20 protein-coding genes are annotated in these 20,567 nt (G+C 36.1%); 4 read left to right on the plus strand and 16 right to left on the minus strand.

Annotated features, from left to right (window positions below; translation table 11 throughout):
* Nucleotides 1–282: 282 nt before the first annotated feature.
* From ACQKN4_RS12125 to vanR, 10 genes are all read right to left on the minus strand, one after another.
* Nucleotides 283–966: a response regulator gene (locus ACQKN4_RS12125; RefSeq protein WP_427483795.1), complete on the minus strand. Its 684-nt coding sequence runs from the start codon at nt 964–966 to the stop codon at nt 283–285.
* A gap of 33 nt (nt 967–999) precedes the next feature.
* Nucleotides 1,000–1,653: a phosphate signaling complex protein PhoU gene (gene phoU / locus ACQKN4_RS12130; protein ID WP_427483796.1), complete on the minus strand. Its 654-nt coding sequence runs from the start codon at nt 1,651–1,653 to the stop codon at nt 1,000–1,002.
* Nucleotides 1,654–1,668: 15 nt separating this feature from the next.
* Nucleotides 1,669–2,472, minus strand: a complete 804-nt coding sequence (pstB, locus tag ACQKN4_RS12135) for a phosphate ABC transporter ATP-binding protein PstB (RefSeq protein WP_427483830.1) — start codon at nt 2,470–2,472, stop codon at nt 1,669–1,671.
* A gap of 24 nt (nt 2,473–2,496) precedes the next feature.
* Nucleotides 2,497–3,321: a phosphate ABC transporter permease PstA gene (pstA, locus tag ACQKN4_RS12140; protein WP_427483797.1), complete on the minus strand. Its 825-nt coding sequence runs from the start codon at nt 3,319–3,321 to the stop codon at nt 2,497–2,499.
* Nucleotide 3,322: 1 nt separating this feature from the next.
* Nucleotides 3,323–4,237: a phosphate ABC transporter permease subunit PstC gene (gene pstC, locus ACQKN4_RS12145; protein WP_427483798.1), complete on the minus strand. Its 915-nt coding sequence runs from the start codon at nt 4,235–4,237 to the stop codon at nt 3,323–3,325.
* Nucleotides 4,238–4,258: 21 nt separating this feature from the next.
* Complete coding sequence (locus ACQKN4_RS12150; RefSeq protein ID WP_427483799.1) at nt 4,259–5,089, minus strand: phosphate ABC transporter substrate-binding protein; 831 nt, start codon at nt 5,087–5,089, stop codon at nt 4,259–4,261.
* A gap of 809 nt (nt 5,090–5,898) precedes the next feature.
* A complete protein-coding gene (locus ACQKN4_RS12155; RefSeq protein ID WP_427483800.1) occupies nt 5,899–6,042 on the minus strand; it encodes a hypothetical protein in 144 nt (47 codons plus the stop codon).
* Between the two features lie 924 nt (nt 6,043–6,966).
* On the minus strand, nt 6,967–7,806 hold the full coding sequence (locus tag ACQKN4_RS12160; RefSeq protein ID WP_240518283.1) for a D-alanyl-D-alanine carboxypeptidase family protein: 840 nt from the start codon (nt 7,804–7,806) through the stop codon (nt 6,967–6,969).
* Nucleotides 7,807–7,979: 173 nt separating this feature from the next.
* Nucleotides 7,980–9,074 (minus strand): sensor histidine kinase, encoded by a 1,095-nt coding sequence (locus ACQKN4_RS12165; RefSeq protein WP_427483831.1) that lies wholly within the window; start codon nt 9,072–9,074, stop codon nt 7,980–7,982.
* Between the two features lie 22 nt (nt 9,075–9,096).
* Entirely contained in the window at nt 9,097–9,789 is a 693-nt protein-coding gene (vanR, locus tag ACQKN4_RS12170; protein ID WP_079561719.1) for a VanR-ABDEGLN family response regulator transcription factor, read from the minus strand.
* A 384-nt stretch (nt 9,790–10,173) separates the two neighbouring features.
* On the opposite strand from vanR, the gene ACQKN4_RS12175 reads away from it, so the two are divergent.
* Nucleotides 10,174–10,371 carry a hypothetical protein gene (locus tag ACQKN4_RS12175; protein WP_427483801.1) on the plus strand — a complete coding sequence of 66 codons (198 nt, stop codon included), beginning with the start codon at nt 10,174–10,176 and terminating at the stop codon, nt 10,369–10,371.
* Nucleotides 10,372–10,953: 582 nt separating this feature from the next.
* Here ACQKN4_RS12175 and ACQKN4_RS12180 read toward each other — a convergent pair.
* Nucleotides 10,954–11,721 (minus strand): alpha/beta fold hydrolase, encoded by a 768-nt coding sequence (locus ACQKN4_RS12180; RefSeq protein WP_427483802.1) that lies wholly within the window; start codon nt 11,719–11,721, stop codon nt 10,954–10,956.
* A 155-nt stretch (nt 11,722–11,876) separates the two neighbouring features.
* Nucleotides 11,877–12,017, minus strand: coding sequence for a hypothetical protein (locus ACQKN4_RS12185; protein ID WP_427483803.1), 141 nt, complete (start codon nt 12,015–12,017; stop codon nt 11,877–11,879).
* Between the two features lie 303 nt (nt 12,018–12,320).
* On the opposite strand from ACQKN4_RS12185, the gene ACQKN4_RS12190 reads away from it, so the two are divergent.
* Nucleotides 12,321–14,414 carry a hypothetical protein gene (locus ACQKN4_RS12190; protein WP_427483804.1) on the plus strand — a complete coding sequence of 698 codons (2,094 nt, stop codon included), beginning with the start codon at nt 12,321–12,323 and terminating at the stop codon, nt 14,412–14,414.
* Nucleotides 14,415–14,530: 116 nt separating this feature from the next.
* On the opposite strand, the gene ACQKN4_RS12195 is transcribed toward ACQKN4_RS12190, so the two are convergent.
* On the minus strand, nt 14,531–15,766 hold the full coding sequence (locus ACQKN4_RS12195; protein ID WP_427483805.1) for a DNA polymerase IV: 1,236 nt from the start codon (nt 15,764–15,766) through the stop codon (nt 14,531–14,533).
* Between the two features lie 91 nt (nt 15,767–15,857).
* On the minus strand, nt 15,858–17,255 hold the full coding sequence (locus ACQKN4_RS12200; protein WP_427483806.1) for a PLP-dependent aminotransferase family protein: 1,398 nt from the start codon (nt 17,253–17,255) through the stop codon (nt 15,858–15,860).
* Between the two features lie 133 nt (nt 17,256–17,388).
* Between ACQKN4_RS12200 and ACQKN4_RS12205 the strand changes: the two genes are divergently transcribed.
* On the plus strand, nt 17,389–18,552 hold the full coding sequence (locus tag ACQKN4_RS12205) for a PLP-dependent aminotransferase family protein (protein ID WP_427483807.1): 1,164 nt from the start codon (nt 17,389–17,391) through the stop codon (nt 18,550–18,552).
* 223 nt (nt 18,553–18,775) lie between these two features.
* On the opposite strand, the gene ACQKN4_RS12210 is transcribed toward ACQKN4_RS12205, so the two are convergent.
* On the minus strand, nt 18,776–19,330 hold the full coding sequence (locus ACQKN4_RS12210; protein ID WP_079561726.1) for a helix-turn-helix domain-containing protein: 555 nt from the start codon (nt 19,328–19,330) through the stop codon (nt 18,776–18,778).
* A 115-nt stretch (nt 19,331–19,445) separates the two neighbouring features.
* Here ACQKN4_RS12210 and ACQKN4_RS12215 point away from each other — a divergent pair, with 115 nt between their 5' ends.
* Entirely contained in the window at nt 19,446–20,033 is a 588-nt protein-coding gene (locus ACQKN4_RS12215) for a LysE family transporter (RefSeq protein ID WP_079561727.1), read from the plus strand.
* A gap of 68 nt (nt 20,034–20,101) precedes the next feature.
* On the opposite strand, the gene ACQKN4_RS12220 is transcribed toward ACQKN4_RS12215, so the two are convergent.
* Nucleotides 20,102–20,227: a hypothetical protein gene (locus tag ACQKN4_RS12220; RefSeq protein ID WP_276207757.1), complete on the minus strand. Its 126-nt coding sequence runs from the start codon at nt 20,225–20,227 to the stop codon at nt 20,102–20,104.
* Nucleotides 20,228–20,567: the final 340 nt, after the last annotated feature.

Here is a 20,567-nt window from a genome sequence, read left to right on the forward strand (position 1 = left end):
TTTATCGAAGCATCCGGAAGCTCAAAACTGCTTAATTTCACAAATAATAAAGCAGACTTGACGATGTTTTTATTACTTGGAGCGGTAAATTATACATACGGACTTATTATGTGCTGTGCGATGATTTTATGAGCTTTTACAGGCTCTAAAATTGCACTAAGCAAAAGGGCGGACGTTGTACGCATTTTATTTATCGTCGTGACCATCGTTCTAATTTAAAAAACGGTACCGATTATTCCTAAACTAAAAGCCTCCCACTAATAGTAAGAGACTTCTTCTGAATCAATATGAGAAATAATAGCCTATGCCATTTTTCGTTTTAATCCATTTTGGAGTACTTGGCTGCTTCTCAATTTTTTCACGCAACCGGCGAATGATTACATCAACCGTACGTCGGTCACCTTTTGAGGATTCCAGTACCTCTATAATTTGTTCGCGCGTCTGAACATTGCCTGGTTGTTGCATTAAATGCAACAGTACCTTGAACTCTCGTTGTGTTAGTGGTATCTCTAAATTATTTTTATAAACTTTAAAAGTAACTAAATCAATATGGAATGGTCCGATTGAAAACTTTGACACTTTTTCTTTGTATTTTCGTTCATTTTCAAAGCGTTTCATATGCATACGCATGCGTGTTAGAAGTTCACGGAAACCAAATGGCTTTGTTAAGTAATCTGTCGCGCCTAACTCTAAGGCAAGGACGATATCTAGTTCTTCCGTTCTCCCGCTAATCATAATAATCGGAAAAACATGTTGATAGCGTACTTGTCTACATACTTCAATACCTTCCATCTTCGGTAACATCCAATCAAGAAGCATACAATCTGGTGGGCAACGTTCCACAACTCGCAACGCCTCTAACCCATCATGCACGCACTCTACTTCATAGCCTTCTTTTTTCAAACTTACTTGAATCAAGTCTGCCATATGACGATCATCTTCTACGACTAATATTCTTTTTTTCATAAATTAGTCCTCTTTCACGTATCAAAGATTCCGTTAATTTAAATCAAATAATTCCCCTTTAATGAAGTAAGCCGTTGACTCTGCCATATTCGTAATATGATCTGCTGTACGTTCGACGTAACGATTAATAAACAGTAGCTGTACAATTTCTTCTGCCTGCTCTGGATGTTGTTGAATCGAATCGATTAACCCTTTATAGTTTTGATGTTTTTTTTCATCAACACGATCATCTAAATCGCCTACTTCTTTCGCTAGTACAATATCCTCTTCCACAAAAGATTTCAGTGCCTTTTTCAGCATATCCATCGAAATATCTTTCATTTGTACTAACGACGTTAGTGGAAGTAATGATTCCGTCTTGCCAATTTTAATCGTTGATTTTGATATATTTACAGCGAAATCTGCAATACGCTCGATTTCTGCAGACATCTTAATCATACTTAGTATGCGGCGTAAATCACGCGAAACTGGCTGTTCTTTTGCCAGCAGCCAAGTTGCCATTTGATTCATTTCATTTTCAAGTGCATCAATAAACGTATCTTCCTCAATAACCGTCAAAGCAAGTGTCATATCTTGCGTTTCGAGTGCGATGAAGGCTTTTTCCATCGCTGCCACTGTCGCCTCTACCATCTCACCCATTTTATTTTGAAGCTCAAGCATATTTTTTTCGAAGCTTTCACGAATCATTTCTATTTCCCCCTATTAACCGAAACGACCTGTTACATAATCTTCTGTTTGTTGATCTTTTGGTGTAGAGAAAATCACATTTGTATCATCGTACTCTACAACCTCTCCATTTAAGAAGAAAGCTGTCTTATCACTAATGCGCGCAGCCTGTTGCATGTTGTGCGTTACAATGACGATTGTATAGTCTTTTTTCATTTGCGTAATCAGTTCTTCTACTTTTAATGTCGAAATTGGATCTAGTGCACTCGTTGGCTCGTCCATTAAAATAACATCTGGCTTCATCGCAATGGTACGTGCAATACAAATACGCTGTTGCTGACCGCCTGAAAGACCTAATGCTGATGTTTTTAAACGGTCCTTTACTTCATCCCAAATCGCCGCGCCACGTAAAGATTCCTCTACTAAAGCATCCAACACTTTACGATTTTTAATCCCTTGCATACGTGGACCATAAGCTACATTGTCATAAATACTCATCGGGAACAGGTTCGATTTTTGGAATACCATCCCTACTTTTGTACGTAATTTTATAACATCATTTGAAGTGTAAATATCTTCACCATCAATATTAATGTTACCGATAACACGCACACCGTCAATTAAATCATTCATACGATTTAACGTACGTAGAAAAGTCGATTTACCACATCCCGAAGGACCTATTAAAGCCGTTACTTCCTTTTCCTTAATATCTAATGAGACATTAAATAATGCTTGCTTTTCCCCGTAGAATAAATTTAAATCCTCGACAAGAATTTTTGATTGCGCTGATGCTGTATTAACTTGTTGTTCGTTCACTGTTGCTACCTCCGTTACCATCATTACCATGCCCATTCTCCTTTGTTAATATTCTGCTTTACTGAACTTCTTCGAAATATATGTTGCCGATAAATTAAGTGCTAAAATAATGACAATCAATACGATACCGATTGCTGCTGCTAAACCAATATCCCCAGATTCCTGTGTTACTAAGTACGCGTGTACTGTTAATGTACGAGCCGACGAGAAAATACTATCTGGCATCGCAGCTACTGTACCTGCAGTTAAGAAAATCGCTGCCGACTCCCCTACAATACGACCGATTGATAAAATAATACCCGATAAAATACCTGGCATTGCGCTCGGTAAAATGACTTTATAAAGTGTTTGAAGCTTTGTCGTTCCTAATGCTAATGAACCTTCACGGTATGATGCTGGTACCGTTTTTAACGCTTCCTCTGTCGTACGAATAATAACCGGTAAAACGATGATTGTTAAAGTTAATGAAGCAGCTATGATCGACATACCTAACTTCAAAATCGCTACGAAGAATACGGCACCGAATAAACCATAAATAATTGATGGAATACCTGTTAAGCTTTCCGTTGCATAGCGGATGATGCGGACTAAGCGACCTTGCTTCGCATACTCCTGTAAGTAAACCGCTGCTAAAATACCAATTGGTGTTGCAATGATTAATGAAATGATAATTGTGTAAATCGTTGTGACAATCATTGGGAAAATCCCGCCGCCACCTATTGGTGAATAGTCACCAAAAATAAAATCAAAGCTAATGTATGAAAAACCTTTGTAGAATAAATATCCAACAATCGTTAATAAAATCGCTACTGATATAAATGCTGAGCCCCAAAGCATTGCGCGTAGTAGATTATCTTTTGCTTGACGCACCTTAGTGACCACCTTTCGCTGTTAATCGAGCTAATACAAAGTTTAAAATTAAGATGAATGAGAATAATACGATACCTGTCGCAAATAACATTTCCTGATGTGTACCTGCCGCATAACCCATTTCAAGTGCAATATTTGTAGTTAATGGACGTATACTGTCTGTCAGGCTTGTTGGGATAATTAATGAGTTACCCGCAACTAAAATAACAGCCATTGTCTCACCTAATGCACGACCAAGACCTAAAACGATTGCAGCCATAATACCTGATTTTGCTGCTGGTACTACAACTTTAAAGATTGTCCCAATTTCAGAAACCCCAAGTGCTAGTGAACCTTCACGATATGATTTTGGTACCGCACGAATAGCTGTTTCTGCTACTGTTACTATTGTCGGAAGCATCATAATCGCTAATACTAAAATAACCGCGATTAAGCTTTGCCCACGAACAAGCCCTAAATTGTCCTGTAAAAATGGCACGATAATTGCTAAACCAAATACCCCATACAATACAGATGGAATACCGGCTAATAATTGAATTGCTGGTGACACAATTTTCGCCACGCGCTTCGGAGCAATCTCAGCTAAAAAAATCGCTGTAAATAAACCAACCGGAACCCCGATTACTAAAGCACCAATTGTCGCATAAATCGATGCAACAATCATCGGGAAAATCCCAAATTTATCTTCACTTGGCACCCATTCTGATCCGAAGATAAAGCTTAGGAAGCTATAATCGCCTGTTACGAATGGGTTAGCCCCTTTATAAAAAACAAACCCTACGATAAGTAATAAACTAATTACGGATAGCAATGCACAGGCTAAGAAAATTTTCGATGATAGTTTTTCAAAAAAGTACTTTCGTGCATTTCCTTTACTAATCTGTTGTTCTACTTCTTTTGTATGTTGTGTTGCCACTTTTTCATCCTCCACGACTAATTATTTCGTTAACGGAATTGCACCAGCCGATTCAACAATCTTTTGCCCTTCAGGCGTTAAAATAAACTCCATAAATTGCTTTGCTGACTCCGGTACATCTTCTTTATGCACAAATAAAAATGGTCGAGATAGTTCATATTGTCCTGCTAAAACATTTTCAGCCTTTGCTTGCACACCATTGATATCCATTGTCGAAACTGATTCATCAACATATTCAAAGGATATAAATCCGATTGCATGCTTGTTCATTGCAACTGTCGTTTTAATATTCCCGTTCCCACTTGCTACAATTGCATTTTTAATAAGCTGACCTGATTCATAGCCTACGATTTCTTGGAACGCATCGCGTGATCCTGAACCGTCTTCACGTGAAACAACAACAATTTCCATGTCCTTGCCACCAACCTCTTTCCAGTTCGTAACCTCACCTGTGAAAATTTGCTTTACCTGCTCCATCGTTAAATTTTTTACAGGATTCGATGGGTGTGCTACAACAACAATGCCATCATAAGCAATAATCAGTTCTTGTAAATTACTGTCCTTCTCTTCTTGCTTTAAGTCACGTGATGACATCCCGATTTGAGAAACACCTCTGATTGCATTTGTAATACCTGCCGAAGAACCTATTTGGTTTACTTCAATTTTCACGTCGTTTTCTTCTTCATATTTCACAGCTAGCTTCTCTGCAAGAGGTCCTACTGATGTTGAACCTGATATCGTTACTCGCGAGCCACCAGTTTGTGTATCTGCTGTATCTTCTTCATTACTACAAGCTACAAGAATAGTTAATAGTACTGTAAAGCAAACAAAGTAAAGTGATTTTTTCCACATGTTTGATTAATCCCCCAAGTAGTTTCTTTCGTTATCTTAACAATAAAGGAATAAAATTAACCCCATTTATAAATAATGTAAACCTTATGTAAATTTCATAAATCAGCTGTTGATAGACTGTAAAATACATTAAGAATCCCCTTTATTTTCCGATAAATGTATCTGTTATTAAATAAAATTTACGTTTATGCATTAGTTTAACTAATGAGTTCCTTATTTATTTTTACTTCAATTCGTGCGTTTCGTTCGATTTTTTCACTACTAATAGCAGTGAAATGAATTAATTTTTTCTTACCTACATTACATTTCTTTCATCATACTTCTGCCTACAAATTTGTCTAAAATTTGCCGATGTACAGTTTAATTTCTTTATATTGGAAATATATCTTCTTTAAAAGAAAATTTTTATTACTTTCCGAAAATAAATTTACATAGCTTTTACAAAAGGATTAACTATTTTAAGTGTGTGTAGCTATTACAGTTTTATAAGCTGGGGAAGTTTACATATTATTTTACTTTTAGACGTGATTGGCGAAAATGATGTTATGTTTGAAGAAATGAAAAATGCAATATTTATTGCTCTTACATGTGTGAATTCATTTTCGGATTCGAGAAGTTTCAGTTGCATTAATAGCAGCGCTGAATTTAATTATTAATCGGATTTTTTCTAAGTGAGGGGTTTAGATAGATAACATTAGGCTTATATAGAATAATAAAAAATTCGATTACGTTTCTTTCAACGTAATCGAATTTTTCAAGTGTGAATAAACAAATATCACAGAATTTTTATTTATTTATATCAACTCCACTTACAATATTCCTATCACAATAATAACGTGTATCACAGTTCCCACAATGCTTTTAGGGCGCTCTTTAATTGTGTAATCATGATTTTCGAAGCGCGCTACTATATTATCAAATGATTTAATCGTATGATCAATTACTGAATTCATTACTGTTACTCGAATTATTTTTCTTAATTAAAGTACTACCATCCTCACATCTAAAAAATTTGGGGAGTTCGATTCGAAACAGACAAGTAGCATCTTCATGCCACTTTTGCTTGTTAGAAAATGTGTAGAAACTTTTCATTTTCTATCCTTTTCTAACGCATTCTCAAACAAAGAAAAGCGACACACTCCCTTGATATTAAAGGCTTTGAAGCGCTTTTCAGTTGGTTCAAACTTATTCTATCTGAACCTTGATACGTCCCAGGAGGACATACCAAAACACTGATATATCAATGGTTAACAACTATAATGTTTACCTTTTGTTTACCTTGATTTTTAGACCACCCATCACAGAGTGGTCTTTTTCCTATTAAGTGTACATAAACTACATGTTTCTTGCCCACCTAGGTGCATCAATGTTTCACCTCTAAACAATGGGCATACTGCTTTCAGACACAAAAAAACACTCTTTCGAGTGCTGTGATTTACTTCATAATTCGCATTGGATGAATTTACTTATCTTATTGTTCCTCTATTCTATTTTGTTAATACTTAACAAAAACATTTGCATATATTTACATAGTATTGAGAGATTCTATATCTGCTATTTTGTTTGTCCAATGATTTCTACCCCTATTAGCTTTTACTCTATATATATGAATTATAGGTAACGTTAAAAACCTGTTTTCTAAAGTAGTTTTATGATTCGAGTTTGGTTGAAAGTGAAGTTCTCAATGTTATAAGGCTTAAATTCTTTTTGAGTTTCAACATGTCTCCCTACACTTTTATGAACATACTTTTTTGGAGCTACAATGCGTTTTTTACTTAAACAAACAATCCATAAACCCTACTACTTTTTCTAAATCAATTAGAGCAGGTGCTTCTTCTTCAATTGTTTTATGAAAATTTAATTTTTCTAAGATAAGTTTATAATTTACTATATACTGAAAATGCATCCTCTATATTAAATTGCACAGTCTGAGAACTCCCTTCAGCTCCTACTGTCACAAGGATATATTCTTGTCCATTTATCTTAGCCAAACTCGCTAAACATAAAGCGGCTTCTTCTGTATAGCCAGTTTTACCGCCCAAGATTTCTCCTCGAGGCAATGCACTTGAGTTCATATTATGAAACATTTTATTCGTCAATACGATACCTTCTGGATGAAGATTTGTTGGCCTTATAAAATATCTTTCTGCTGTATAAACATTTCGAAACTCATTATCTTTTAACGCATATTGTAAGAGTAAAGAAAGGTCTTTGACAGTCGTAAAATGATCTGGGTGATGCAGTCCAGTTGTATTCATAAAGTGAGTATTTTCCATTCCTAGCTTTTTAGCCTTATCGTTCATAAGTTTTACAAATTCCCGTTCTGAACCAGCAACATATTTAGCTAAGCCGATTGTTGCCTCTGCACCTGATGGTAACATGGAACCGTACAATAAATCCTTTAAAGTAAGCTTCTCATTAGGGAGAAAACCTGCCACTGAAGCATTTTCTTTGTATAAATCATTAAATATTTCTCTTGGTAAAACTACATCGTCTTGCAAATTTTTAATATGTTCAATGGCAACTAATACCGTCATCATTTTTGTCAAAGATGCAGGATAAATAATTTCCTCGCTATTTTTATCCAATAGAACTTTGTTTTCATCCAAATTAACTAAAATCGCGTTGGAACTGCGTAAGTCGACATCGATCATCCCATCACTATTTGTTGGTACGACTAATTTTGAAGAGGTAACGATCTCCTGGCGTAAAGACATAGGGGTTTCTTTGGACAGTATAAAATAAACAAATAACAAGATTAATATGGACAATATACTATAAATACTTTTTCTAGTGAAAATAAATAACAACTCCTTTTCTGTATGCTTCTATTCAAACATAAAAAAAGGAGCTTTATTTTAATTAACTATTAGTAAAATCTTAAGGTTTCTTAAGATTTGGTTGGAATCATGACAGTGAACACTGTTTTATCATTACTGGAAGTGGCTGAAATCGTCCCTCCGTGGGCTTGTACAATTTCATTTGAAATGGCTAAACCGAGTCCCGCACCACCTGTTTGTGTTGACCTTGCACTATCTAGACGGTAAAATTTACCAAATATCATATCCAATTTTTCAGCGGGTATCGTTTTCCCCGTATTACTAAACGAAATAAACGTCTGATTATTTTCGCTTTTAGCACTAATTTTAATTGTACTATTTGGGTCACTATATGCAATTGCATTTTTCAAAATATTATTAAATACTCTTGCCAATTTATTTCCATCTGCATAAATATTGATTTCTCCATCTATATGGACAATTGCTTTTTGACCCTTTGGCACTAACAATGGGTAAAATTCATCGGCTACTTGCAATAGCATATAGTTTAGAGGGATAAGCTCTTTCTCTAAAATAATGGATTGTAAATTAAATCTTGTTATTTCAAAGAACTCATTAATTAATTGTTCAAGTCTATATGATTTTTCCAATGTAATCGTTACATATTTATCTTTTTGATCAGCAGGCATATCCTTTGCCTCATCTAAAAGGCTTAAGTAACCAATAATTGATGTTAACGGGGTTTTAATATCATGGGCTAAATAAACAACAAGATCATTCTTTCTTTGCTCAGCTTCTTGTGCATCCCTCGCTCGTTTTTCTAATTTATTTTTCACATTATTTAAATGCTTCTCCAAAAAGTCTAGCTCAGCAGGAAGGTGAATTTCCTTATCTGACTCATCTGAAAGCATACTAATACTTGTACTAATAAGATTAAAATAACGAGTAAAACGAGATAGGGCAATATAAAAAATGATAAGAAGTAATAGAATGAATCCTACAGCTAGCCAAAGAGATTTATTCTGTTGAAATATTATCAAATAAATTTTTTGTGCTGTGTACCAATCTAATTGCAGGACATTTTCACAAAAGGCAACGAAGGCATCCGCAAAAGGAGCTTGTAATATACCATCAAGTAAAGCAATACTAATTAAATAACCAATAACTATTGCTATCACTAAAATAAAAATAATTTGTACAATCATTTTCCTCTTCAGTCTGCCAAACTCATTTTTCAATTGTATACCCCACTCCCCAAACCGTTTTAATAAACTTTGGGTTTTCCGCAGAATCTTTCATTTTTTCTCGTAAATGTCTAATGTGAACCATTACGGTGTTATTGCTGTTAAAATACCTTTCTCCCCAAATTTCTTGGAATAATTGCTCTGAACTAATGACCTTCCCTCGATTTGAACATAAATACCATAGAATAGAGAATTCAGTTGGAGTAAGGGATAATTGCTTTTCATTTAAAAAGACTTGGCGTGTATCCTTATTCAAAACTAAACCTGAAAAGTCTATAATACCTTCATTTTGCTTAGAATCCTGATTATACAATGTAAATCTCCGTATTTGGGCTTTTACGCGAGCAACCAGCTCCAATGGACGAAAAGGCTTTGTTATATAATCATCCGCTCCTAGAGTAAATCCGTTTATTTTATCTATCTCTTCTTCTTTAGCAGTAAGCATAACAACAGGAAAATTATAATTTTCTCTAATTTTCCTTAAAATTGTAAAACCATCAATTTCAGGCATCATAATATCCAAAATAGCTAAATCTATATTTTCACTTTCAATACATTTTAGGGCATCTTTAGCTATGTAATACTTAAAGACATTATAATTTTCATTTTTTAGATAAAGCTCTACTAAATCAGCAATTTCCTTTTCATCGTCTAAAACTAAAATATTCAAATTCAATAATTGACCTCTCCTTACTATAAAAACCAAAAAACTTCTAATTGCAATAAAATTTTATAACAATCAGAATTAACCCGTCTATCTAGGCAATCAGGAGCATTCGCAACACTAAATGGGGACATAAATTTGCTTCAGTTCCTCTATTTGATTAGCGCCTTCTACTTCGTTTGACTTCAAATGGTTCTTTAATTTTTCTTATTGTGTAATACCAGGTTGTCTGTTGAAATCCTCAATTGCATCTTCCCATAGAATGTTACCCTTGTCCATTAAGAGTCTCAGTGCAGCACCTGTTCATACTATGCTTCATTTAATATACGAAAGCTCCATTTGACCGTATGCAATGAAGTCAAACACTTGCATAAATCTTGCATGATACTGCTCATTATGGCAACTAAAACCGTCAAAAAAGTTGAATTGTTTAGTATGAAGAAAGAAAAAATCACCAAAGAAGATAAAGTGAAGGTCATCTATGAATTAAGGCACAAATATTCGATGAAGGCGCTTGTAGCATACGCACAAATTCCACGTAGCAACGATTTCAAAAAGAAGATAAACCGTCCAAATCCAAATGCCGATTTTTGAGATTTAAGCGATTTATGGAACATGAAGTTCGTTACGGATATCGCCGTATTCGCAATGAGCTGGACGACCGTGGGGAAAGCAAATCAAAAGAAGGAATAAACGTATTATGAAAAAGCTTAATTTAAGTGTGTTGTGCGATCAATTGTATGAAAGGACCGTGAGTAAAATTGCACCAAATATTTTAAACCGTCAATTTACAGCAGATAACCCAAATCAAAAATGGGGACTGATATTACTGTTGTGTTTAATTGCGAAATCATTATATATCCGATTGGCTCACGTCGAACATATTCTCTTGTATCAATACGGTTGGAGAAAGTTTTAAAATTCTTGAAACCACCAGCTACATGGCGGAATTCTTTGGCATCATGAATCAGAGTTTATATATCTTAAAAAATCTGAGAATGTGGAACATAAAAAAAGTATAGAACGTATTAAAGAAAATAAAGGCATGAGTCCGACACAATATCGGACTCCCCATTCCTATCAACTTAAAAATATGACATTAGTTTTACAAATATCTTCCCTACTTTTATAGACAATAGTCAAAAAGTAAAAATAACTTCTTTTTTGCACTATGCACTAATTGATAACCTTCCCTTCTGGTAACTTACCATCCTTAATCCACTCTTCTACAAAACGGTTAAAGAACTCAGGGTTGGCTAATGAGACACCGTGGCCGATGTTAGATAGCACAATACCTTGACTATCGGGATTGCTATTCACAAGATGGAGAGCAGATTTTTTCATGTTGCCTTTCTCTTTTTCACCGACAGTTACCAAAATATTACATTGTACTTTCGAAAAATCACGCGGGATAGCAAACGACATATTTTCTTTCAGTATTTTAATAAGTGTATCTACTTTCATCTTCGAACTATCTTCATAATATTGTTCAAAATATTCTTGATCGACATATAACGTTTTAGCTTGAAGCTTGGCGAATGATTTATTTTTTATTAAGGGAAAAGTTAGTTTTATCAATGGTCTAATCCATTTTTCTGCAATAGGGGAAGGTGTCACTAAAGCACTGTTGATGATGGCTGAATCTATTAATTGCGGCTTTAAGCTAACCATTTGAATAGCAATTTGAGCTCCTAGTGAAAATCCGACTACTATGACTCGTTTATTTTTTGCTTTTTCTTCTATTAAACTTAGAAGCTTTTTTGCACTATCTTCAATTGAAAAATCAGATGTATTATTAGCCTCGTTATCTATTAATTCTGGTACAACGCAATGATAATCGGAAAAGTATTGGACTTGTTTATCCCACATCCACCCTCCAACACCACCTCCATGAATTAATAATATGAGTGGCTTATGTAGATTACCGTACTCCTTATAATGCATTACCACACCTTATTTCTTTGATTTTGTATTCCCCGGGAAATACACAGATTATTCTTACATATTTTAAATCATCACCAAAAGTTGTGGATAACTTTTGTTAAAGTGTATGCCATATATATAAGTTGATTGGAGAGGAGACTGGGCTACTCCTAGGGTCAGCGATTTAGAGGAACGAAGGCTAAAAACATCACGTCCTGTGATAACGCCTTCGTGACCAACATCGGTGCTGTTGTTGCTGCCGCTTCGCTTTCGCACAGTCCAAAACCTGTTGCTGTTGCTGCGGTTCGCACAAACAAAACCAAAACCCTCTGCTGCCGCTACGTTAGCACTACGCTTTCGCACAGAAAACATTTGCTGCCCCAAGCGGCTCATCGGACGCCCCCCTGGCAGTCGAAACGGAAATCAACCACTCGTTAAGGTTATTAGCTATACTTTTACACATTGTATTTATTTTACCAATTTATAGTGTTTATGTGTCATATTTATATTTACTGTTGCATATATAATATTTGAAACACATTTAGCATTTTTGATGAAACATTGTAGCTCTTGGGATTGAGGAAGAAAGACAAAAAATAATAAACATGGAGGTAATAAAGATGGATCAAAACAAAACGAACGAAGCAAAAGAATTAGAAAAAGCCATTAGCCCTTCCAGTTTAGGAGAATTTCCCCTCGCACCAATTAGTGGCTTATATGCATGGAGTGAACAGCAAATCAGTGAGGAACTTCGTATCGATGTAGACGGATACTACCCACAAATGGTAGCAAGCGGAACTATTATTTCAAATATGTCTTCTACTATTCATTGGATTGCCAAGTTAACAGCTAACGGTCCAGATACTTGGACAGGCAATATTCGAAATAAATACTTAGATGACATACAATCATTTCCTTATACAAATGTAAAAATACAAGTAACACGCGGTTCAATCCCTGAACAGCATACTGCAGAAGTCGCATTTCTGATTGGAGGAGAGACAGACAGAACTAGCTCGTTCAAGTTTCAATCTCCTTACTTCCATCCTGTGGAATTTGAATTTGATGGTGAAGAAGGGACAACACCAGTCACAACCTATCAAACACACGCGCATCCAGACAAACCAGCATCTTTGCCGGATGAAACTTTGTCAATTTCAGAAGTTTTCAAACGCACTGGGTTTGATGTGAAAATATCAGACGGTAATAATATGGTTTCCAAAGACCATACAGGAACTGATAAAAAGTGGAACACCCAAGAGATGCATGATGCCATGCAGGTATATTGGTCACACTTTGATAATAAACCCCAATGGTCCATGTGGACATTCTTTGCAAATTCGGAAGCTGAAGAAGGCCATGGTCTGGGTGGTATTATGTTTGATAGTATAGGTCCGAATCATCGTCAAGGGACGGCCATTTTTAATAATTCATTTATTTCAGATCCACCTAAAGGTGACCCCTCCCCAGAAGCTTGGGTACAGCGATATCGTTTTTGGTGTGCTTGCCATGAGATGGGACATGCTTTTAATCTTCTGCACTCTTGGCAAAAACACTTAGGTCATCCTTGGGAACCGTTGGATCGCCCTCTTACCCCAGAACCTAAGGCTCTAAGCTTTATGAATTATCCTTTCAAATTTGATGGCAACCAACAGGAGTTCTTCAAAAACTTTGAGTATCGTTTTAGCGATCAAGAGCTTTTGTTTTTGCGCCACGCTCCTGAGCGCTTCGTACAAATGGGTAATGCTGATTGGGCTGTAGATCATGGTTTTGAGCAACCGACCGTTTCTATTCACCCTTCATTTAATCTTGAATTGAGGGTTAACCGTAAAACATCTATATTCCAATGGTTAGAACCTGCAGTTATTGAAATCAAATTAACAAATACTTCGAATCAACCTCAGTCAATCAATAAACATATATTGTCCGATTTATACGGAATGACTGTAATGGTTAAAAAAGATGGAAAACAAGGACGTCGATTACTACCTCATGTTCAATATTTATGGAACAAAGAGAATAAGGTAATAATGCCTGGTGAATCACTGTACGAAACTATTTTCGCGTCCGTAGGGAAAAATGGCTGGTTAATTGATGACCCAGGATTTTATAACATTCAAGTGGCTATGCAAATAAACGGCCATAACATCGTATCAAATAACTTAAGACTTCGAGTTTTACCACCTACCGGATACGATCAGGAATTCCTTGCTCAAGACTATTTCTCTGAAGAAGTCGGCCGTGTTCTTGCATTCGATGGCAGTCGTTATCTTGACAAAGGAAACGATATCCTTCGTGAGATAACTGAAAAACTTCCTGACCATGCTGTTGCTCTTCACGCCCATATCGCTCTTGCTAAACCATTGGCGTTCGATTATCAATTCCTTGACTTCACAGGAGACTCAGATACAAAAGGTAAAATCAAACTAATACCTGCCCAACCAGATGAGGCACGTAAACAGTTTACTTCTGCGTTAACAAAGCACAAACAAGTAGCTGCTAAAACACTTTCCAATATAGATTATCATGATTATATGGGAACATTCAGTGAATTTCTAAGTAATCAAGAAGAAAACAAGGAAGCCGCACAGGTTCAAAATGTCCTTTATCAAACGCTAGCTGAACGGAATGTGCTAAATAGTGTATTAGAAAAAATCAAAGATCGCCGTGATAACTATGAACAAAAGGAAAATGAATTGTCTACGAACATATAATATTTCCACTTAAATAAGCCGCTTTCAATCTGAATACAATTAGAAAACCGTCATTTCGAAAAAAGGTTGATCAAAATGACGGTTTTCTGTTTGATTGTAAAGTTTGATCATTTATTCTACTTATGTTCGTCCCAAAAGTCCTTACTAAAACTCGTATTGGCTTGATATTTCCCAGCTGGTTTGGCAATATCTGAACCTCGCAAAATTGTTCCTTTTCCAAACTTTTGCTCGATTTGATCAACCAGTTTGATGATTGGCTCATCTTTTACATGCTCTTCAAAATTAAATAACGTTAGTTGTTGTGTCGTTTCTTTAATATCATTGACATTCGATACAGTAACACCCAGTAATCGTACTGGCTCCTCGTCCCAATGCTTATTAAAGAGATACCAGGCATGCTCAACGATATCTTCTTTTGAATGAATTGCGTTATTGATAGACTTACTTCGTGTACATGTTTCCCAATCAGCTGAACGAATCATGATACTTACAGTAACTCCAGCAAGTTTCTTGGCCTTTAATCTTTCCGCTACCTTTTCAGAAAGTGTTGCGATTACTTTATATAGTTCATCTCTATCTGTCGTATCACGGGAAAGTGTTGTTGAATTCCCTACACTTTTCGTATCATATATTGCTTCTGGATCAACTGGTCTGTCATCTTCACCATTTGCCTTTTGCTTCATACGCAGACCATTAATGCCAAAGTTTTGCTTTAATACATATTCTTCAGCTACAGCTAGTTCTCCAATTGTTTTGATACCTAATTTACCTAATTTCTCCGCCGTACTTTTACCAACTCCATGCATCTCAATGACTTTCAACGGCCACAATATTGCGGGAACATCGCGCTTTCGGAGTATGGTAATACCCATTGGTTTTTTCATATCACTTGCCATTTTCGCTAAAAATTTATTCGGTGCAATGCCGATTGAACAAGGAAGTTGCAGTTCGTTCCAGATTCTATCTTGCATATTTTGTACGTGTTGCAATACATGTTGGCCTTCAACTATAGGAAGTTGCAAATATCCTTCATCGATTGAAACTGGTTGGAGAATGTCGCTATACTCTTTTAACAAATTAAAAAATGACTTGGAGGCAGCTCTGTATCGTTCAAAATTAGGAGGAAGTACAATTAGCTCTGGGCACTTTCGACGTGCCTCTCCGACATTCATCGTTGTAAAAACACCACTTGCTCTTGCTTCGTAGCTACAAGTAATAATAATACCTCTACGCTCTTTTGGATTACCTGCGATTGCCACAGGTTTCCCTTTTAATGAGGCATCGTAAATTTGTTCAACAGAGGCATAAAAGCAATTAAGGTCAATATGTAAAATGATTCTTCCTTTATTCATATTCTATCTCCTCATTTACTTTGGCTTACCCTGTATGCGCTATCGAATCGCCACATTTCTTTACATAACTTTATTATAAACCTTCCTTAGTTTAATCAACAAATGTATAATCCCCATCACTTTCAAGTAAATCCCTCAAAATAATGAGTGCTTGTTCAAGTTGGTTTTCAGGTGCCGTGATAGCCAAACGGACTGCATTTACTAGCTTCGCATTTCCTACGGCAAAACGTTCAGCTGCGTACACTTGCACACCCGCTTTTGCTGCTAGCAATTCAAACTGGATGCTAGTGAATTTTTCGGGAAGTATAAGCCATCTGAAAATACATTCCTCTTCTCCTAAAATGTTATATTCCCCTAAATATTGATTGACAAGGGCATTTTGTTGCTTAGCATACAAACGGTGCTTCTCTAAAATGGTTTGCGCGACGCCATCATGAATCATCCTTGCCGTAAGCTCTACCATCATTAAAGACACTGAAATATTTATGTTATACAAAGTTTCCATTATTTTTTTTCGCAGTGCTGGCGGTGTAACGATATAGGATAGTCGTAAGCCCGGTGAAATAGTTTTTGAAACACTGGCAATATAAATGACCTTTTCTGGTGCGTAGGAGGCAATTGGTGCAAGTGGTTTCTCTTTAAGAAAACTATAGATCGCATCCTCAATAATGATTAAGCCTTTTTGCCTCGCAACTTCCGCTATCATTTTCCTTGTTTCCATCGACATTGTATGGGTAGTTGGATTATGAAAATCAGGAATAACATAAAGACCTTTTATATGCTCATTTTTACAAGCGTATAATAGCCCCTCTCTTGTCATTTCTCCGTTTCTTTGTTGGATTGCTACTAGTTGGATACCAAGCATATTTGCTGCTGTTTTTATACCTGCATAAGTAATGGGATCTGTACCAATTCGATCTCCTGGCTGAAACAATGCCGCTAGCGTACCAACAATGGCATTTTGTCCCCCTGCCCCAAGTAATACTGGTTGATCCGTTTGAAAGTTGACCTTTTCCAAAAGCTTCATGGCTGCTTCCGTTTGCCTCGCATTTCCTTCTGGTCGTCCGTATTGAAATAATTTGCTAAAATTAGGGTCATTCATCATCTTTTTCATATAACGTGTAATATCCTCATTCGCATGATTTTCTGGCAGCACAGAGCCCATTTCGATTATCTGAGTAGAATTACTTGTCGGTAATAAAATTTTATTCGTCGCCGCATCTGATGAAACGAATGTTCCACTTCCGATAGATGCATATATAAGCCCCTTCTGCCCACAAAGTTTAAAAGCTCTTGTTATCGTGCTTAAATTAACATCTAAAAAATCTGCTAGCTCACGCTGAGGAGGCAGCTTTGTGCCTGGCGGTAATTTCCCATTTTTTATATCTTGTTCCAGCTGTTCAGCTATTGCTATATATAATGGAGCCGAACTTTCGCTAATATTCGGCTTCCAACTCATTGGATATTCTTCGAACGAATTAACTGGCATATTCTAAGCTAAGCTCCTTCTCTCTCATTTTTTGCATACAATATTTAATTGTCTTGCATACAATGATAATATTGTATGCATATGATGACAATGATATAATTTTTAAAAAATCAGAAAAAAGGAACGATAAATTATGGAATTTTCAGAAAAGATACTAAATACGCCATCTTCATTCATCCGAAATATTTTGAAAGTAACTGAATCAGAGGATGTCATCTCATTTGCAGGGGGGCTTCCAAACCCAATTTCTTTCCCAGTTGAAGCGTTAAAGGCATCTGCGAACAAAGCGATTTCGGAAAACGGTAGTCGTCTATTCCAATACTCAGGTACACAAGGTTATGCGCCTTTACGTGAGTACATTGCTGCAAAATACCGACGAGTACACGGACTAGATGTCCATGCTGACGATGTATTTATTACAACAGGATCACAGCAGGCTCTTGAACTAATTGGGAAAGTACTTATTAACAAAGGCGATGGTATCGTCATCGAGGAGCCTGGTTACTTAGGTGCTATTCAAGCCTTCACATTAAGTGAGCCAACCTTCTATGGTGTAACACTCGAAAATGATGGGTTAAACTTAGAAGAATTAGAGAATGCACTACAACAACCAAATGTAAAATTCGTGTATACAGTTCCAAATTTCCAAAACCCAACAGGTCTTACGTATTCTAAAGAAAAACGTCAGCAAATTTTCGAAATCCTATCAAAATATGATGTAGCGTTAATTGAGGATGATCCGTATGGAGAGTTACGCTTCCAAGGTGAGCCACTACCATACATTGGTGCTGGTAAATTAGAAAATAGTATTTTGCTAGGTTCTTTCTCTAAAACAGTCACACCAGGAATGCGTCTTGGCTTTATCATTACAAAAAATAAAGAATTATTGCAGCATATCGAAACTGCGAAGCAAGCAACTGACTTACACACAAATATTTTCTCTCAATACGTCATTTATGATTATTTAGCAAACAATGACTATACGGAGCACGTTCAGAAAATTATAGCGTTATATAGAAATCAAGCCGATGCTATGCTAAATGCAATGGAGGAGTTTTTCCCAGCACATGTGGACTACACACGACCAGATGGCGGAATGTTCATTTGGGCTACAATGAATAATGGAACTTCATCATTAGACGTCTTCCAAAAAGCGATGGAGCAAAAAGTTGCCTTCGTACCAGGCGATCCATTCTACACATCTAAAACAGGTGTTAATACAATGCGCTTAAATTATACAAATGCAACACCTGAAGTAATCCGCGAAGGTATTAAACGCTTAGGTAGCATTTTATAAAGTGGAACTTTAATCAGTGGGGATATTCTTCATCCCCACTGATTATTAGTTTTCACCAATCGGGCTTTTACGGGCAGTTCATCCTCTAGCTAATGCATTCGCTTTGAGGTTTGTACCTGATTCAGTGTAAATAAATTACTGCCCGTTAATGCGAGTTAAGTAGAATAAAAAGCCGTATGAGCACTTTTTATGATGTGTTCATACGGCTTTCCCATTTATACATTTAGTTTGGATAATAGATAGTCATACTTAATTTTGTTAACGTATCACCAGGATTCCTGTAGATATGTGGACGATCTGCTTTAAATCGAATGGAGTCACCACGCTTTAAGTGATACTCGTCTTCATTGACTCTCATCACTAGCTCACCATCAAAAACCATGATAAACTCCTCTGTGCCATCTTTATGAGCCTCAGCGCTTAATGTCCCTTCCCTTTCAATCTCCACCGTGTATATTTCAAAGCGGCTATCCTCTTGAAAAGGAAAGATTGGATACACTCTATATCTTCCATCATCTTCAGATAATAGTTGAACATCTTCTCTAATAATAATTTCAGTATCAGGCTGAGGATTATTAATTAACGTAGTAAAAGAAACCTTTAACCCATTCGCTATTTTCCAAATAGTTGTAAGAGTTGGACTGGACTCTCCCCTTTCAATTTGTCCTATCATCGTTTTACTTACTCCGCACAATTGAGAAACTTTCTCCAAACTTAATTTTTCTTTCTCTCGAATCATTTTTAAATTTTTTGCAAAAATAAGCTGAATTTCTTCCATTAAATATCTCCCCTTCAAAATGTACAATATAACGACCGTTATGTATAATAAAAAGACGTACGTTATATTGTTTATTTCAGACATTATAACAAACAAATTCAAAGGGGGTCCACAAATGCCTTTATTTTCTTTTTTAGTATTTGTAGTAATTACTAGCTTTACTCCAGGTCCTAACAATATTATGGCAATGGCATTTGCAAACAAACATGGATTAGCAAAAACTCTTCAATTTTGTATAGGTGTTGGGGTTGGTTTTTTTGCGATTACGGGCTTGAGTAGTTTATTTAATAGGGTCCTTACAAATATTATGCCAATGATCGAATTTCCTTTGACCATTCTTGGTGTGGGCTATATGTTATATTTAGCTATTAAAATACTAACGAGCAAAGAGAATGAGACTGATGAAGAAGAGGATAACAAACGGAGCTTATTTTTAGTAGGCGTCTTATTACAATTCGTAAACCCTAAAGGTATTTTGTTTGGCATTACAGTAGTGGCAACTTACATTCTTCCCTATTATTCTTCCTATGTCAGCTACTTGCTTTTTTCGTTATTTTTAGGAATGGTCGGTATAATGAGCACATTCAGTTGGGCCCTATTTGGTTCAGCTTTTCAAAAAATTTTACTACAGTATCGTCAAACATTTAATATCGTGATGGCTCTTTTATTAGTATACAGCGCGATTTCAATTCTCCTTCATTAACAGGATAAAAAGCAACCCTCTTCGTGCGCTATAGCGCACGAAGAGGGTTGCTTCAATCAAACTTGCAATTATTTTGTGTATGTTAAAACGGCATGTTTCTTAAATTTCTCTAAAGCCTTTGTTGCCTCATCTTTGTTAGCATACTCAAAAATTCGAACGTCCTTTTTATCAAATACTGTAATAACCCACATCATAAAAACTCCCTTCCAATTTGTTTTTGTAATATAACAACCACCAAAAACCGTGATACTTTTCTAACTGTTTTATAACAACCCCTTACTTGATTCTTATTTTACGCCGATTTTTTATAAAATTAAAGCCTTATGTGAAGCCCTTCACAAACTGTTCAATTTCAAAACGCTTTCATTGAACAATTTGTGAAAACCGGATTTTTCAAGGCATAAATACAATCTTCATACCGCCCCGCCGCATTCCTACATTCAATACGAAAAGCCGTATGTACGCCTTTTCCACGACGCACATACGGCTTTTCAAATTCGATGATAATTAAGTAGTAGTAGTAGATTTTATTTC

The organism is Lysinibacillus sp. NPDC093692 (assembly GCF_050280125.1).
Lineage (GTDB): Bacteria > Bacillota > Bacilli > Bacillales_A > Planococcaceae > Lysinibacillus.

What these genes read in the sequence shown, in the direction of transcription:
- phoU (WP_427483796.1), bottom strand. Translation starts at nt 1,653, where the DNA reads ATGATTCGTGAAAGCTTCGAAAAAAATATGCTTGAGCTTCAAAATAAA.
- ACQKN4_RS12155 (WP_427483800.1), bottom strand. Translation starts at nt 6,042, where the DNA reads ATGAATTCAGTAATTGATCATACGATTAAATCATTTGATAATATAGTA.
- ACQKN4_RS12150 (WP_427483799.1), bottom strand. Translation starts at nt 5,089, where the DNA reads ATGTGGAAAAAATCACTTTACTTTGTTTGCTTTACAGTACTATTAACT.
- ACQKN4_RS12190 (WP_427483804.1), top strand. Translation starts at nt 12,321, where the DNA reads ATGGATCAAAACAAAACGAACGAAGCAAAAGAATTAGAAAAAGCCATT.
- ACQKN4_RS12205 (WP_427483807.1), top strand. Translation starts at nt 17,389, where the DNA reads ATGGAATTTTCAGAAAAGATACTAAATACGCCATCTTCATTCATCCGA.
- ACQKN4_RS12220 (WP_276207757.1), bottom strand. Translation starts at nt 20,227, where the DNA reads ATGATGTGGGTTATTACAGTATTTGATAAAAAGGACGTTCGAATTTTT.
- ACQKN4_RS12125 (WP_427483795.1), bottom strand. Translation starts at nt 966, where the DNA reads ATGAAAAAAAGAATATTAGTCGTAGAAGATGATCGTCATATGGCAGAC.
- ACQKN4_RS12195 (WP_427483805.1), bottom strand. Translation starts at nt 15,766, where the DNA reads ATGAATAAAGGAAGAATCATTTTACATATTGACCTTAATTGCTTTTAT.
- ACQKN4_RS12180 (WP_427483802.1), bottom strand. Translation starts at nt 11,721, where the DNA reads ATGCATTATAAGGAGTACGGTAATCTACATAAGCCACTCATATTATTA.
- pstB (WP_427483830.1), bottom strand. Translation starts at nt 2,472, where the DNA reads ATGGTAACGGAGGTAGCAACAGTGAACGAACAACAAGTTAATACAGCA.
- ACQKN4_RS12215 (WP_079561727.1), top strand. Translation starts at nt 19,446, where the DNA reads ATGCCTTTATTTTCTTTTTTAGTATTTGTAGTAATTACTAGCTTTACT.
- ACQKN4_RS12165 (WP_427483831.1), bottom strand. Translation starts at nt 9,074, where the DNA reads ATGATTGTACAAATTATTTTTATTTTAGTGATAGCAATAGTTATTGGT.
- ACQKN4_RS12160 (WP_240518283.1), bottom strand. Translation starts at nt 7,806, where the DNA reads ATGTCTTTACGCCAGGAGATCGTTACCTCTTCAAAATTAGTCGTACCA.
- ACQKN4_RS12200 (WP_427483806.1), bottom strand. Translation starts at nt 17,255, where the DNA reads ATGCCAGTTAATTCGTTCGAAGAATATCCAATGAGTTGGAAGCCGAAT.
- ACQKN4_RS12210 (WP_079561726.1), bottom strand. Translation starts at nt 19,330, where the DNA reads ATGGAAGAAATTCAGCTTATTTTTGCAAAAAATTTAAAAATGATTCGA.
- ACQKN4_RS12175 (WP_427483801.1), top strand. Translation starts at nt 10,174, where the DNA reads ATGGCAACTAAAACCGTCAAAAAAGTTGAATTGTTTAGTATGAAGAAA.